Consider the following 14,655-nt stretch of genomic DNA (forward strand, 5'->3'; position numbering starts at 1 on the left):
GTGTTGACCACCAGTGTCCGCGCGACAGCCTCGCCAAGATCGAGCTGGATTGCATATTCGAAGATGCCGAAGACGCCGATCATGAACAGCATTGAAACGATGCCGATCCGCCGCAGCACAAAGCGGGACATCAATGGCGCGTCGCGCGGACGGGGCGCGCGCTGCATCACCTTGGGTTCTGTGGGCTCGAACGCCAGCACCAGCGCCAGCGTGACCCCGGTGATGGTGTTGATCCACAATATCTGCACCGGCGTCAGCGGCAAAGCCAGCCCCAGAAGGATCGCCAGCACGACGGAGAGCGTCTGCCCACCATTGGTCGGCAGCGTCCAGGCGATCACCTTGCGGATATTGTCATAGACCGTGCGGCCTTCCTGCACGGCGGCGACGATGGAGGCGAAATTGTCGTCGAGCAGCACTATCTGGGCCGCCTCCTTGGCGGCCTCTGTGCCCTTGCGGCCCATCGCGATGCCCACATCGGCCTGTTTCAACGACGGCGCGTCATTGACCCCGTCGCCGGTCATTGCCACCACATCGCCATTGGCCTGCAGGGCGCGCACGATGCGCAGCTTGTGCTCGGGACTGGTGCGGGCAAAAACGCTGACACCTTGTGCCAACTCGCGAAGCGCGACGTCCGACACCCCGTCGAGCTCCGCCCCGGTGATCACCTGCGGATTGTCAGCCAGGGCAAGCTGCCCTGCGATGGCGGCGGCGGTGTCAGCATGATCGCCGGTAATCATCTTCACCGAGATCCCGGCCGACCGGCAGGCGGCAATCGCCGCGATCGCTTCATCGCGCGGCGGGTCGATGAATCCGACGATGCCCAGAAACACCAGCCCGCTGCCAAGCCGGTCAAACGACAGCCGTTCCTTCTCCGGGGCGGCGGCCATGGCGGCAAAGCCCAGCACCCGCTCGCCATTGCCCGCCGCCGCCGCGATGCGCGCCTGCCAATAGGCCGGATCGGCGCCGTCCGTGCCTCCGACCTGCGTCTTGGACATCTCCAACACGCGCTCCGGCGCGCCTTTTACGGCAATCCAAGTGTCGCCGTCAGGTGTGGAATGGAGCGTTGCCATGAAGCGGTGCTGCGCGTCGAAAGGTATCTCATCGCGCCGCGCCCAGGCTCCGCGCTCGGTCTCGGGATGTAGCCCGGCTTTCATCGCCAACGCCACCAGCGCCCCTTCCATCGGGTCGCCGTGCACGCTCCAGCGTCCGTCGCGGTCCACCAAATCCGCGTCGTTGCACAGCAAGGCGACGCGGATAAGTTCGGTTTGCGCGACGTCGGAACCAGGCGCTGCATCGCCATCTGCGGCAGAAATCCTGCCGGTCGGCGCATAGCCAGCGCCTTCCACCAAATATTCGCCCTGAGCCGTGACGATGCGCCGGGCGGTCATCTCGTTACGGGTCAGCGTTCCAGTCTTGTCCGAGCAGATGACCGATGTCGCCCCCAGCGTCTCGACCGCCGGAAGGCGGCGCACCAGCGCGTTGCGCCGCGCCATGCGTTGCACGCCGATGGCTAGCGTGATCGAGATCACGGCGGGCAGGCCCTCGGGCACCACGCCCACCGCCAGCGCCACCACCACCATCAACGCATCTGACCAGAGATAATCGCGCACTAGCGTGGCAAAGCCAAAGATCAGCGCCGCGAGCCCGAGGGCAAACCAGGTGATCTGGCGGCCAAAACGGTTGATCTGCGCCAGCATTGGCGTCGTCAGCGTTTCCACCTGCCCGATCAGGGTCGAGATCCGGCCGATCTCGGTGTCGGACCCGGTTGCCACCGCAACGCCGGTGCCCTGCCCGGTGGCGATCAGGGTGCCCGAGTACAACATCGAAAACCGGTCGCCCAGCACTGCGTCGCCCGAAACTGGGGCCTCCGACTTTTCCGCGGGCAGCGATTCGCCGGTTAGGATCGCCTCGTCCGCCAACAGGTTGCGCGCCCGTGTCAAGCGCAGATCGGCAGGGGTCTTGTCGCCCGGCTCCACGACCACAATGTCGCCGGTCACGATCTCGCGGGCGTCGATCCTGTGGCGGGCGCCGCCACGCAGAACCGTGGCATGGGGCGCGATCATGTCGCGGATCGCGTCAAGCGCGGTTTCCGCCCTGCCTTCCTGCACGAAGCCAACAACCGCGTTGATCAGTACGATTGCGACAATCACCGCCATATCGACGTAGTGACCCAAGACGCCCGCCGCAGCCGCCGCGGCCAGCAGGAAATAGATCAGCACATTGTTGAACTGAGCCAAAAGCCGCAGCACCGGGTGCGCGCGCGGCGGCGCGGGCAATTCATTCCGGCCGTTCGCTGTCAGCCTGCGCGCGGCCTCTGCCGCTTCGAGCCCCTCGGCGCTTGTGTCTAATGTCGTGAAAACGTCGGCTAGGCCGAGCGCGTGCCAGTCACGGACGCGGTCCGGCCGGGCGGCGTCCGATGTCAGCGTGGCGCCTATGCGTTCGTTCATCGAACAACCTTCAGCATTCTCAATGCAGGCAAGGCGTGCCGAGACGAAGCGCACGGGCGATGCATACCAGTGGCCCAGTCAATGCGAGAGCAGGACGGGGCACCGGGAATGATTGAGCGTGTGCTGGGTGGCGCCGCCCAGCAGGAATTCGCGGGCCCGGGAATGGCCATAGGCGCCCATGACCAGGAGATCGGGCGCGTGCTGCTCGATGTACCGATCCAGGGTCTTGCCGATCTCGGCGCCGTCGCGATCCACGCTTTCGAGCTCAGCTTCGATCCCATGGGCGCGGAGATGTCGCTGGGCATCGACGCCGAGCGTCGCTGTGGCGTCGGGTTTGTCATTCAGGACGGTCAGTAGCCGCACCCGCTTCGCGCGGTTCAGGATCGGCATGGCGTCCGCAATCGCGCGGACGGCATTGCGGCTGCCATCCCACGCGATGACCACCAGATCAGGCCCGTTCGCCAGACCGGCGGTCTTGTCCTTGTGAAAGATCAGGACCGGTCGGCCCGAAGTGAAGACGACGGCTTGCGCCACCTCGAGCTGACCGTCGAACTTGCCCGCCAGCGGCAGCAGGCAAAGGTCATAGGTACACGCCACCCTGGCGACATGGTCGGCCACCCCCAGGTGGTTGACCCGAGTGAGAACCGAGGCCTGGGCAATCCCCGCCGTTTCGGCGCTTCGCACAAAGGCGGCGACTCCGTCGCGACAGGCGGCGCGGCTCTTAGCTTCTTCCTCATCAGACATCGCGCTGAGCCCGATGAGGTAGTCCGCCAGACGATTGCTACGGAGAGGAATCTCGACCTCGATCGCCAAGGCGGTGAGCCGACTGCCTAGGCTCGCCGCGAGAGCGACAGCCTCGTCGATGACCTCTGCCGATGTCGGGGTCGGATAGCTGGCGATATGCAGCAGAATGTCCGCATAGATCATGGCTGGCTCCTGGTTTTAAGGATGATGCCTCGCGCCGGGCGAGGCCACCTTGAGCCACATCACGCTTCTGGTCATGGGGCATATCCGGCGACCTTCGGTCCGCGCGGCGCGTGACGCCTTTCAGGGGCCCGACCGCTTCCGGACCGGACGCGGTGCGCGCCCATGTGGGATCGCTCCCTGGAGCTGTCGCCGTACCATGTCAATGCGCTGCTTGTTCAGACGTTCCCCCCTGGTCGCGCTTGCCGGGGAAGCTGTCACCCTCGCGTCCTGCGGCGAGGACCCGCAAAGGTCTTCCGCCAAGGCCGCGGTTACGCTGACTAGGCCTAGCCCACTGGTCCCCGCGCCCGGTCTGGGCCAATGTTGCGCAACTTTCAGTCTCGGGGGGAGACCATGACCAGCCTGACCCGCCGCGCGTTCGCCACTGCGCCGCTCGGCCTCGCCGCCGGATGCGCGACGACCGCCGCCACGCCCGCGGCCGCGGCCAGTTGGCCCGACGCCACCGAGACCGCGGCGATGATCCGCAGCGGCAAGATGAGCGCCCATGAGGCGGTCCGTGATTCCATCCAGCGCGCCCTGGTATTGCAGCCGACGCTGAACTTCCTGGTCAATTCTGACTTCGACCGGGCGCTGGCCAAGGCGAGCGGCGGCCCGGGCTCGGGCCCCTTCGCCGGCGTGCCCTTCCTGGTGAAAGATCTGGAAGACTATGTAGGCCTGCCCAGCCGCATGGGCTCGCAGTCGCAGCGGCGCGCCCCGCCGGCCACCCGCCAGGGGCCCTACGTCGACGCTTTCGACCGCTCCGGCGTGGTGGTGATCGGCAAGTCGGCGACCCCGGAGTATGGCTTCCTGCCCACCACGGAGCCGTGGGCCAACGGCGCCACCCGCAATCCCTGGGACCCGACCCGGTCCAGCGGCGGCTCTTCCGGCGGCGCGGCCGCGGCGGTGGCCGCCGGCGCGGTGCCCTTCGCCCACGCCAGCGACGGGGGCGGCTCGATCCGCATCCCAGCCTCCTGCTGCGGCCTGTTCGGGCTGAAGCCGTCCCGCGGACGGATGATCGGGACCCAGGCGGAAAAGGCAGTCTACGACCTCTCGGTCAACCACGTCCTGACCCGCAGCATCCGCGACTCCGCGGCCATGTTCGCAGCCACCGAGGACACCAGCGCAGGGCGCCAGCTCGTTCCGGTGGGCTTCGTCTCGCGCCCGCTGAACCGGCGCCTGCGCGTGGGCCTGCTGATGGACGGTGGCGCTGGCCGGATCCCCAGCCCGGAGGTCCGCGCGGCCACGGAAGGCGCAGCCAGGCTGATGGAAAGCCTGGGCCACACGGTGCAGCCCACCCGCTGGCCGATGCCGGAGACCTTCATCAACGACTTCCTGCTGCTCTGGGCGTCGAGCGCGCAGGGCCTGGCCGCCGGCCTCGGGCGGGCCACCGGGCAGCCTCCCGGCACGGCGATGCTGGAACCGTTCAGCCTGGGCATGGCGGAGATGGCGGCCAAGGCCCCGCCGGGGGCTCTGGAGGCGGCCACCGGGCGCCTGCACGCCGCGGCCATGGCCTACGACACCTGGTTCGTCAGCAATCAGTTCGATGTGATCATGTCGCCGGTGCTGCAGACCGCCGCGCCGCCGCTGGGCTACGTCGGGCCAAGCGTGGCCTTCGACACCCTGGTCGACCGGCTGATCGGCTATGTGGGCTACACCACCTATCACAACGTCGCCGGCGCCCCGGCCATGAGCGTGCCGCTCAACTGGACGCCCGAGGGTCTGCCGGTGGGGACGCAGTTCGCCGCCCGGGTCGGTGGCGAAGGGCTGCTGTTCCAGCTCGCCTACCAGCTCGAGACCGCCCAGCCCTGGGCCGGTCGCGTGCCACGGGTGCGCGCGGTGACCCGCAAGGCGCCGTTCAGCGTCGAGCTGACCGGCTAGGCGACCAGTCCCTGCAGCCTGGCCGCGGTCTCCCGCACGCGCTCCGGCCCGCCAAGCAGTTGGCGGTTGAGGCCGATGCGCTTGAACCAGTAGTGCAGGCCCAGCAGGTCGGTGATGCCGATGCCGCCGTGCACCTCGGTGGACGTGCGGGCGACGAAGCGGCCGACCTCCGACAGGTGCGCCTTAGCGTGGGCGGCCATCAGCGGGGCCTCCTCGGGGGCGTGGTCGAAGGCGTAGGCCGCGTACCAGACCAGGGCGCGGGCCGGCTCCAGGTCCGCGGCCATCTCGGCGCACAGGTGCTTCACAGCCTGGAACGAGCCCACCACCCGGCCAAACTGGCGCCGCTCCTTGGCGTAGGCTACAGCCTTGTCGAGCATGGCCTGGGCCGCGCCCAGGGTGTCGGCGGCCAGCAGGATCCAAGCCGCGTCGCGCAGCCGCTCCAGAGCCTGGTTTGAGGCCAGCGGCTCGGCTGGCGTGCCGTCGAACGTCAGTTCGCTGAGCCGGCGGGTGGCGTCGATGCTGCTCATCTGAGCGATGGCCTGGGCGCTCTGCGCCAGGTGCAGCCCGCCGGCGCGGTCGGCGACCACCAGGACGTCGGCGCCCACCGCATCAATGGCGAAGAGGGTCTTGCCGCTTAGCCGGCCGCTGGCCGCCTGGACCCCTGCCCCGTCCCGGGCGCCGGCGATCGGCTCGGAGATGGCGACGCCCGCGAGCGCCTCGCCGGCCGCCAGTTTCGGCAACCAGAGCGCCTGTTGCTCTGGGGAGCCGGCCAGCGTCAGGGCGAGTGGCGCCAGGACAGCGGAGCCCAGGAACGGCGTCGGGGCCACCGCCCGGCCCAGGGCCTCGGCGGCGATGGCGGCCTCCAGCAGGCCCAGCCCGAGGCCGCCGTGGTCCTCGGCGATCGTCAGGCCCGGCAGGCCAAGCTCAGTCAGCCCCGCCCAGATGTCGGGCGCCGTCGCCTGTCCCTCGTCGGCGAAGCGCCGCACCCGCTCCAGGGGCGAGAGCTTTTCCAGCGCCCGGGTGACGCTGTCCTGCAGCAGCTTCTGGTCTTCCGAGAGCGCGAACCGCATGGCCTCAGACCTTAGCCGGGCTGGGTTCGCGCGGCAGGGCCAGGCCCCGCTCGGCGATGATGTTCTTCTGGATCTGGGCGGTGCCGCCGCCGATGATCAGGCCCAGGTCGAACATGTAGTTCCACTGCCAACGGCCCTTGGCGCGCAGGTGCGGGCCGTCGTGATAGAGCACCCCAAGTTCGCCCAGGGCGTCGATGGCCAGCGCCGCCACCTGGTGGTTCAGCTCGCACCCCTGCAGCTTGACGATCAGCCTCGCCAGCCCGGCGCTGTCGTCGGTGAGGGTCCGCAGGCCGTTGAACTTCATGGCGAACATCCGGCCCTGGAGCTGCATCAGCCGATCGCGGAACAGGGGATTGTCGATCACCCGCTGGCCATCCACGGTCTCGGTCTTCATCAGCTCGGTCAGCGCGTTGAGGCGCGCCTCTGCGGCATTGGGATCGCCCAGCATGCCGCGCTCGTGCTGGAGCGTGGTGTTAGCCACGAACCAGCCCCGCCCGCGCCCGCCGACCACTTGGTTCTGCGGAACCCGCACGTCCGTGAAAAACACCTCATTGAACTCCGAGCCGCCGGTCATGGTCTTCAGCGGCCGGACCTCGATGCCTGGCGTGTCCATGGGGATCAGCACGTAGGAGATGCCCTCGTGCTTGGCCGCGTCCGGCTCGGTGCGGATCAGGGCGAACATCATCTGGGCGGCCTGGGCGGTGCTGGTCCAGATCTTTGAGCCGCAGATGACGAAGTCGCCGCCGTCTTCCACCGCCTTGGTCTGCAGGGACGCCAGGTCGGAGCCCGCGCCCGGCTCCGAATAGCCCTGGCACCAGATGATCTCGCCCCGCAGTGTCGGGCCGATCCAGCGGCGCTTCTGGTCTTCCGACCCCACCTCCAGCAGGGTGGGCGCCAGCATGGAGACGCCCTGGTTGGCGATGCCCCGGGGCGCGCCGGCGGCGATGAAGGCCTCGGCGATGATCCGCGACTTCAGGATGTCCGGCTCTGCGCCATAGCCGCCGTAGTCGCGCGGGATGGTGCGGGCGGCGTAGCCCGCCTCTATCAGCGCGATCTGCCAGGCGCGGGGGTCCTTGGCCGCACCGCCGGCGTAGTCTTCTGCGTGGTTCGCCAGGAACGCCCGCACCTCGTCGCGGAACGCCGCCAGCTCTGGGGTAAGCGTCAGGTCCATGGGCCAACCACAGCCGGTTTCGCAACACCATGCAACGGCGCCCCGAGGTCAATGCGTTATGGTCGAGCTACCTCGATCCCTGGACGGAGAGCCCCCGGATGCGACACGCCCTTCTGATTTCCGCCGCCGCCCTGAGCCTGGCCGCCTGCTCCACGGGATCGAGCGATCCCTTCGTGGGCTTCGGACCCAACCCCGATCTGCCGGCTCCCAAGAAGAGCCTGCTGCCCACGGTGGGCGTGCCGGAGACGGTGGGATGGCCCGCGGGCGCGGCGCCCAAGGCCCCGGCCGGCTTCGTGGTGACCCGGTTCGCCGAGGGCCTCGACCACCCGCGCTGGCTGCACGTGCTGCCCAACGGCGACGTGCTGGTGGCCGAATCTTCCTCGGAGTCCAAGCCGCCCAAGGGCATCCGCGGCTTCTTCCAGAACATGCTGATGAAGCGCTCCGGGTCCCTGGAGAAGAGCCCCGACCGGATCGTCTTGTTGCGCGACGCCAACGGCGACGGGGTGGCCGAGATGAAGGCGGTGTTCGCGCCCTCCGTCCGCCGGCCCTTCGGCATGGCCCTGGTGGGCGACACCCTCTATGTGGCCACCGATTCCAGCGTCATCCGCTTCCCTTACCAGGCCGGCCAGACCGCCGTGCAGGGGCCCGGCGAGAAGGTGTTCGACCTGCCCAGCGGCATAAACCACCACTGGACCAAGAGCCTGATCGCCAGCCCGGACGGCGCCCGGCTCTACGCCACCGTTGGCTCCAACTCCAACGCCGGCGAGAACGGGATGGCGGCGGAGGAGGGCCGCGCCGCGATCCACGAATACGCGATCGCCACCGGCCAGAAGCGCATCTTCGCCGGCGGCCTGCGCAACCCCAACGGCCTGGGCTGGGAGCCGGTCACCGGCGCCCTGTGGACCACGGTCAACGAGCGCGACGAGATCGGCAACGACCTGGTACCCGACTACATGACCAGCGTGCGCGACGGCGGCTTCTACGGCTGGCCCTACAGCTACTACGGTCAGAATGTGGACGACCGGCTCAAGCCGGCCCGCCCCGACCTGGTGGCGAGCGCCATCGCTCCGGACTACGCGCTGGGTCCGCACACCGCCTCCCTGGGCCTGGCGTTCTACACGGGCCAAGCCTTCCCGACGACCTACAGCGGCGGAGCCTTCGTGGGCCAGCACGGCTCCTGGAACCGCAAGCCGTTGAACGGCTACCGGGTGGTGTTCGTCCCCTTCGCCGGCGGCAAGCCGCAGATGCCCGCCCAAGCCTTCCTGACCGGCTTCCTCAACGCCGAGGAAAAGGTCCAGGGACGTCCTGTGGGCGTGGCTGTCGACAGCAGAGGCGGCCTGCTGGTCGCCGACGACGTGGGCGAGATCGTCTGGCGCGTGGCGCCTGCGGCCACCGCCACGGCGTCGGCTGGCTAGCCGATCCGGAACGCGCAGAGCTTGTTGCCGTCGGGGTCGCGGAAGTAGGCGGCGTAGAAGGCTTCGGTGCGCAGGCCCGGCGGGCCTTCGCAGGTTGCGCCCAGGGCCAGGGCTGCGGCGTGGGCCTCGTCCACCGCCTTTCGCGACGGCGCCTGCAGAGCCAGCATGGCGCCATTGCCCGGGCTGGCCGGCGCTCCGTCGAACGGCGCGGTGATCCCCAGCATCGGGCCCTTCACCACGCTGCCGTAGTACTGGGAGCGTTCCCAGTGGATCGTGCGCTTGCCGCCCAGCGGCGCCAGCACCGCGTCGTAGAACGCGCGCGAGCGCTCCAGGTCGTTGGCGCCCAAGGTGGCGTAGCCCAACATGGCCTCAGCCCATCTTGAAGGCGCAGATCTTGTTGCCGTCCGGGTCGCGGAAATAGGCGCCGTAGAAGTTATCCATCCGCTGGCCGGGCGGGCCCTCGCAGGTGGCGCCGGCGGCCAGCGCCGCGGCGTGCACCTGGTCGACCAGCTCCTTGGTGGGGGCGGAGAGCGCCAGCATGGCGCCGTTGCCGCTGGTGGCGGCCTCGCCGTCATAGGGCTTGCACACCGCAAACATGCCGCCGCCCGCCCCGCCGCCGTAGAACTGCATCCGCTCCATGGTCATGGTCCGCTTGCCGCCCAGGGGCGCGAGCACCGTGTCGTAGAACGTCTTCGAGCGTTCGAAGTCGTTCGAGCCGATAGTCGCATAGCCGATCATGGATGTGCCCTCCGCATGCCTGGCCCTCACTTTAGCGCCCCTTACACGCGCGGCGCCAAGCGGCTTGCCATGGACGAACCGTCGCGGGGGTAGTCAACTGGCCGTCAGTAGCGGGGGAGCGTGGCATGCGCAGAGTTCTGGCGGGGGTGTTAGCGGCGGCGACGCTGGCGGGCGCGGCCCAGGCCGCGGAGCCCGGCTCCACGGCGATCCGGCGCGAGAGCTGGCCGGTGGCGGGGCTCGCGCAGCCCGCCGAACTGGTCATCGACCGCTGGGGCATCGCCCACATCTATGCGGCCAGCGCGCGGGACGCCTTCTTCCTGCAGGGCTACAACGCCGCCCGCGACCGGCTGTGGCAGATCGACCTGTGGCGCAAGCGTGGCCTGGGCCGGCTCGCCGCCCATTTCGGCCCCGCCTATGTGGCGCAGGACCGGGCGGCGAGGCTGTTCCTCTACCGCGGCGACATGGCGGCCGAGTGGAACGCCTACGCCCCAGGGGCGCGGGAAACCGTCGAGGCCTTCGCCGCCGGCGTGAACGCCTATGTGGCCGAGGTGCGGGCCGGGACGAGGCCCTTGCCCGTGGAGTTCCGGCTGACCGCCAGCCAGCCCGAAGCCTGGGCGCCCGAGGACGTCCTGCGCATCCGCAGCCACGCCCTGGTCTCCAACGTCACCCAGGAGGTGGCCCGCACCCGGGTCGCCTGCGCGGCGGGCCTGGGCGCCGACCATCTGCGGCGCAAGTTGGAGCCCGCGCACGTCGCCGCCATGCCCCGGGGCCTGGCGCCCTGCGACGTCCCGCCCGACGTGCTGGACGACTACATCCTGGCCACCCAGCCGGTGAGCTTCGCGGCCCTGGCTGGCAAGACGGCCACCGCCGTCGATCCCGGCCTGAAGCTCGCCCAGGTAATCGAAGAGACCTCGTCGGAGGGCTCCAACAACTGGGTGATCGCCGCCTCGCGCACGGCCACGGGCCGGCCGATCCTGGCCAATGACCCGCACCGTCCGGTGGGCGCGCCGTCCCTGCGTTACATCGTCCACCTCACCGCGCCGGACCTGTCGATCATCGGCGCGGGCGAACCTGCCCTGCCCGGCGTGTCCTTCGGCCACAACGGCCGCACCGCCTTCGGCATCACCATCCACGCGATGGATCAGGAGGACCTCTACGTCTACGAGACCCGCGCCGACGCCTATCGCTACAAGGGCGGCTTCGAGCCCATGCGAGTGGTGCGCGAGACCATCGAGGTGAAGGGCGAGGCGCCGCGGGAGGCGGAGCTGCGCTTCACCCGCCACGGGCCGGTGCTGGCCGCCGACGCAAAGTCAGGCCGCGCCTTCGCCCTGCGGACTATCTGGAACGAGCCCGGCCTGGCCGGTTACTTCGGGTCCTCGCGGATGTGGCGGGCGAGGTCGTGGGAGGACTTCCAGACGACCCGCAACCGCTGGGGCGCGCCGCCCCTGAACCTCGTCTATGCCGACACCGGCGGGACCGTCGGCTGGGCCGCCGCCGGCCGCGCGCCGGTCCGCCGAAACTGGGACGGCCTGATGCCCGTGCCCGGCGACGGCCGCTACGAGTGGGCGGGTTTCCAGGCCGACAATGTGCTGCCGGACGCGAAGAACCCAGCCGCGGGATTCTTCGCCACGGCCAACGAGATGAACCTGCCCAGGGGCTACCGCAATCCGGCCGCCTTCGAATGGGGCGACCGTTCGCGGATCGACCGCATCGCCGAAGTGCTGGCAACCCAGCCCAGGGCGACCCTCGCACAGTCCATGGCCCTACAGGGCGACAGCCACAACGCCATCTCAAGGCGGGCGATCGCCCTGCTGCGCCCGTTGAACTCGCCCGATCCGCAGATCGCGCGCGCGCTTGAGGTCCTCAAGGCCTGGGATAACGACGAGCGCACCGACAGTGTGGCGGCCTCGATCTACCAGACTTGGAGCGCCAGCCACCTGGGCCGCGCCACCGCGGCGGCCGTCACGCCGGCCGCCGCCCGGACCCTGATGGGCGCGGGCCAACTCGACGCGGTGATCACCTACCTGGAAAAGCCCGATGCCGGCCTGCCCGTGAACGCCCGCGACCAGCTGTTGCTCAAGACCCTGGGCGACGCCCTTGCGGAACTGCGCGTGCGCCTGGGGCCGGACATCACCACCTGGACCTGGGGCCGGCTGCACCATGCGAGGTTTGAGCCGGCCGTCGCGGTGCTGGCCGACCCGCAACTCGCCGCGCAGATGTCGGTGGGGCCGCTGCAAATCCCTGGATCGGGGTCCTCGCCGCGGGCCGCCAGCTATCGGGTGGAGGACTTCCGGCAGACCGCGGGGGCATCGGTGCGCTTCGTTCTGGACGTGGGCGCCTGGGACAACTCCATGGCCATCAACACCCCCGGCCAGTCGGGCGACCCGTTCAGCCCGCACTATCGCGACCTGTTCCCCCTGTGGGCGGCGGGCGCGTATGTGCCCTTGCGCTTCAGCCGCGAGGCGGTGGATCGCGACGCCGAGGCGGTGATCACCCTGACGCCTGCGCCCTAGCCGAAGGTCTTGCGCAGGCGGAAGTAGAGGCTGCCGCCCCACTCCAGGTCGCGCACGTCGGTGTAGTCGAGGACCCCCCGGGTGCGGGGGCCGGCATAGACCTCGCGGATACGCCTGGCGTTACGCTGGTTGATCCCCTGGGCCTCCACACGCAGGATCCAGTCAGGCCTGGGCTTGTACTCCGCGAACACGGTCACGAAAGTCGAGAGCTTGCGGGTCTCGACCTCGTTCAGGCGGAAATACCGCTCCCGCAGGCCCATGAACGCATCGATCCCCCAGGTGGACTTCCAGCGTGGCAGGTCCTGGCTGAAGTGCGCCTCCCAATCGACGGGGCGCAGGCCGGAGATCTCCCGGCGCTCCCCGGTCAGGGGGTCGGTGACCTCCGAGCGGCGAAGGGTGACCTGGCCCTTGAGCTGCCCCGCGCGGATCCGCAGCCGGTCGAGCGGCAGGGTGAGGCTGGCCAGCAGCTCATCCTTGGTCCCCTTGCCGATGTTGCCCGGCGTGTCGGCCAGGATGAGGCCCACCCGGCTGACCACCGGGATGCGATCGACCACATCGTCGATCTCGAAATGCCGCGCCGTGACCACCGCCGCACCGCCCCCCCAGAACCGCCGCTCATAGGCGGCCTCGACCACCCAGGCCTGCTGCGGGGTGATGTCCGGGTTTCCGGCCGAAAGCGTGCCGGTGGAGGCCACGTTGGGTGAGGCCACGAAGTCCTCGAAATTGAGTTGGCCCACCTCGCGCTCGACCCGCAGGCGAAGCTGGCTTGAGGTATCGGGAATCCAGGTTACGGCGGCCCGCGGCTTGGTGAACTGCAGGGACTTCTCCAGCACCACGTCACCTTCGGAGGTGACGGTGGATTTCTCCTGCCGCACGCCGGCCTCCAGCGTCAGCCGCGGCGTGGCCCGCCAAGTGCTGCGAAGGTAGGCCTCGCCGCGCTTCTCCTGAACCTGCACATTGGCGGCGGGAATGGGGATCACCCGAGCATTCACCGCCAGGTCCGTCGCGCTCTCCAGTTCGTTCAGCGCGGCCTCGACCCCGGCTTCCATGGAAAGCGTCGGCGACTGGCGAAAGCGCAGATTGACCCGTCCGACCATCTCCGTGGTCTTGCGGTCCAGCAGGAAGTCGCGAACCAGGCCCGGCGCTTCGAAGTGCACGCTGGTCCTGTTGTTGTTCCACTGGTGGAAGGCCACGCCCTCCAGGGAAATCTTCTCGGTCAGGGTGCGTGAGTAGCGCCCGCCAAGCTCGGCCTGCAGCCGCTCGATCCGGTCGTACTCGTACTCCCGCCCGCCGCCCACATAGCGGTCGTAGAGCTCGACGCTGGCGGGGTTGAGCATATAGGCGCCGTTGATCCGCGCCCGGCCACCCATCAGCGGCGTCTCGTAGGCGCCGGTGGTGAAGATACGGCTGCCGTGGGAGTCCACGTCGATCAGCGAGCGCAGCCTGACTGAGCCGTCGGCGTTGTAGCGGACGCGCTCGCCGTCGCCGAGTTCGTCGCTGGGACCCCGGCCGTAGACCTGGCCCAGTTCGGCGGACTGGCCCCCGGCCCACCGCCACTGGGCCTCGGCGCGCAGGCCCCACAGCACCCGACCATCGTAGACCAGGTAGACGCCCGGCATCAGGGCGCCGCGAAACCCGGCGGTCTGTTTGCGCACCACATTGGCCACCACCGTGCGGCCGTCCATGTCGATGCCCGGCGCGCCGCCGCGGATCAACTCGACGCGCTCCACGGAGCCGGCCGGGATGCGCTTGAGGATGTCTTCCAGCAGGTCGTTCTTGGCCACGGGCGGCTGGCCGTCGATCAGCACATTGCCGCCGGACCCGGCCAGGCCACGCACCGCCGCGCCCCGGTCGAAGCTGAAGCCCGGCAGGCGGATCACCATGTCGAAGGCGTTGGTCGGCTGGGCGTCGGCGAAGAAGCTGGGCGGATAGGCGATCGCCCCGCGTTCGGCCGGCGCGGGCGGGACCGGGGTCGCCGCCTCGGCCACCGCCGGCTGGGCCGCGGCGAGGATCATCAGAAGATTCATAGGAACGTCTCGCCTCGGGGGATTCCCCGAGCCAGTGTCACGGCCTCCCCTCGGTCAAGCTAGCGGCCTTGCGCGTACAGCGTAATTTCAACGACCGGTGCGGCTTTCGCGTAACAGGCGCGCGTCAGACCCGGCCGGTCACCGGTACGAGCGCGCCGGTCATGGCGCGGGCCGCGTCGCTGGCCAGGAACAGGATCACCGCGGCCAGGTCTTCCGGCGCCACCCATGTGGAGGGGTCGGCGTCGGGCATGTCTGCGCGGTTGGCCGCGGTGTCGAGGATCGAGGGAAGCACGGCGTTTACGGTGATCCCATCGGCCTTCAGTTCCTCGGCCAGCGCCTGGGTCAGGCTGTGCACGCCGGCCTTGGAAGCCGCATAGGCGCCCATGCCCAGCGAGGCCTTCAGAGCCGCGGCCGAGCCTACGTTGACGATCCG

At 69.5% G+C, this 14,655-nt stretch carries 11 protein-coding genes; 3 read left to right on the forward strand and 8 right to left on the reverse strand.

Annotated elements, in window-relative coordinates; translation table 11 throughout:
• Together ACLL81_RS02250 and ACLL81_RS02255 are read right to left on the reverse strand one after the other, a co-directional pair.
• Window positions 1-2,447 (reverse strand): HAD-IC family P-type ATPase (locus ACLL81_RS02250; RefSeq protein ID WP_411286721.1); only part of this gene is annotated, 2,447 nt, incomplete at its 3' end.
• Window positions 2,448-2,525: 78 nt separating this feature from the next.
• A complete protein-coding gene (locus tag ACLL81_RS02255; RefSeq protein ID WP_411286722.1) occupies window positions 2,526-3,374 on the reverse strand; it encodes a universal stress protein in 849 nt (282 codons plus the stop codon).
• A 390-nt stretch (window positions 3,375-3,764) separates the two neighbouring features.
• On the opposite strand from ACLL81_RS02255, the gene ACLL81_RS02260 reads away from it, so the two are divergent.
• A complete protein-coding gene (locus ACLL81_RS02260) occupies window positions 3,765-5,288 on the forward strand; it encodes an amidase (protein WP_411286723.1) in 1,524 nt (507 codons plus the stop codon).
• Here ACLL81_RS02260 and ACLL81_RS02265 read toward each other — a convergent pair.
• Entirely contained in the window at window positions 5,285-6,358 is a 1,074-nt protein-coding gene (locus tag ACLL81_RS02265; protein WP_411286724.1) for an acyl-CoA dehydrogenase family protein, read from the reverse strand. The genes ACLL81_RS02260 and ACLL81_RS02265 overlap by 4 nt on opposite strands.
• Before the next feature lie 4 nt (window positions 6,359-6,362).
• Window positions 6,363-7,529, reverse strand: coding sequence for an acyl-CoA dehydrogenase family protein (locus ACLL81_RS02270; RefSeq protein ID WP_411286725.1), 1,167 nt, complete (start codon window positions 7,527-7,529; stop codon window positions 6,363-6,365).
• A gap of 98 nt (window positions 7,530-7,627) precedes the next feature.
• Between ACLL81_RS02270 and ACLL81_RS02275 the strand changes: the two genes are divergently transcribed.
• Window positions 7,628-8,944, forward strand: coding sequence for a PQQ-dependent sugar dehydrogenase (locus ACLL81_RS02275; RefSeq protein ID WP_411286726.1), 1,317 nt, complete (start codon window positions 7,628-7,630; stop codon window positions 8,942-8,944).
• On the opposite strand, the gene ACLL81_RS02280 is transcribed toward ACLL81_RS02275, so the two are convergent.
• Window positions 8,941-9,309 carry a VOC family protein gene (locus ACLL81_RS02280; protein ID WP_411286727.1) on the reverse strand — a complete coding sequence of 123 codons (369 nt, stop codon included), beginning with the start codon at window positions 9,307-9,309 and terminating at the stop codon, window positions 8,941-8,943. The two genes, ACLL81_RS02275 and ACLL81_RS02280, sit on opposite strands and share 4 nt — an antisense overlap.
• A 4-nt stretch (window positions 9,310-9,313) precedes the next feature.
• Window positions 9,314-9,682, reverse strand: a complete 369-nt coding sequence (locus tag ACLL81_RS02285) for a VOC family protein (protein WP_411286728.1) — start codon at window positions 9,680-9,682, stop codon at window positions 9,314-9,316.
• 125 nt (window positions 9,683-9,807) lie between these two features.
• On the opposite strand from ACLL81_RS02285, the gene ACLL81_RS02290 reads away from it, so the two are divergent.
• Window positions 9,808-12,195: a penicillin acylase family protein gene (locus ACLL81_RS02290; RefSeq protein WP_411286729.1), complete on the forward strand. Its 2,388-nt coding sequence runs from the start codon at window positions 9,808-9,810 to the stop codon at window positions 12,193-12,195.
• Here the strand turns inward: ACLL81_RS02290 and ACLL81_RS02295 are convergent.
• Both ACLL81_RS02295 and ACLL81_RS02300 read right to left on the reverse strand, forming a co-directional pair.
• Window positions 12,192-14,222, reverse strand: coding sequence for a TonB-dependent receptor plug domain-containing protein (locus ACLL81_RS02295; protein WP_411286730.1), 2,031 nt, complete (start codon window positions 14,220-14,222; stop codon window positions 12,192-12,194). The two genes, ACLL81_RS02290 and ACLL81_RS02295, sit on opposite strands and share 4 nt — an antisense overlap.
• Window positions 14,223-14,346: 124 nt before the next feature.
• The coding region (locus ACLL81_RS02300; RefSeq protein WP_411286731.1) for an SDR family oxidoreductase at window positions 14,347-14,655 on the reverse strand (309 nt) is incomplete at its 5' end.

This window comes from Phenylobacterium sp. (assembly GCF_046590535.1).
Taxonomy (GTDB): domain Bacteria; phylum Pseudomonadota; class Alphaproteobacteria; order Caulobacterales; family Caulobacteraceae; genus Phenylobacterium.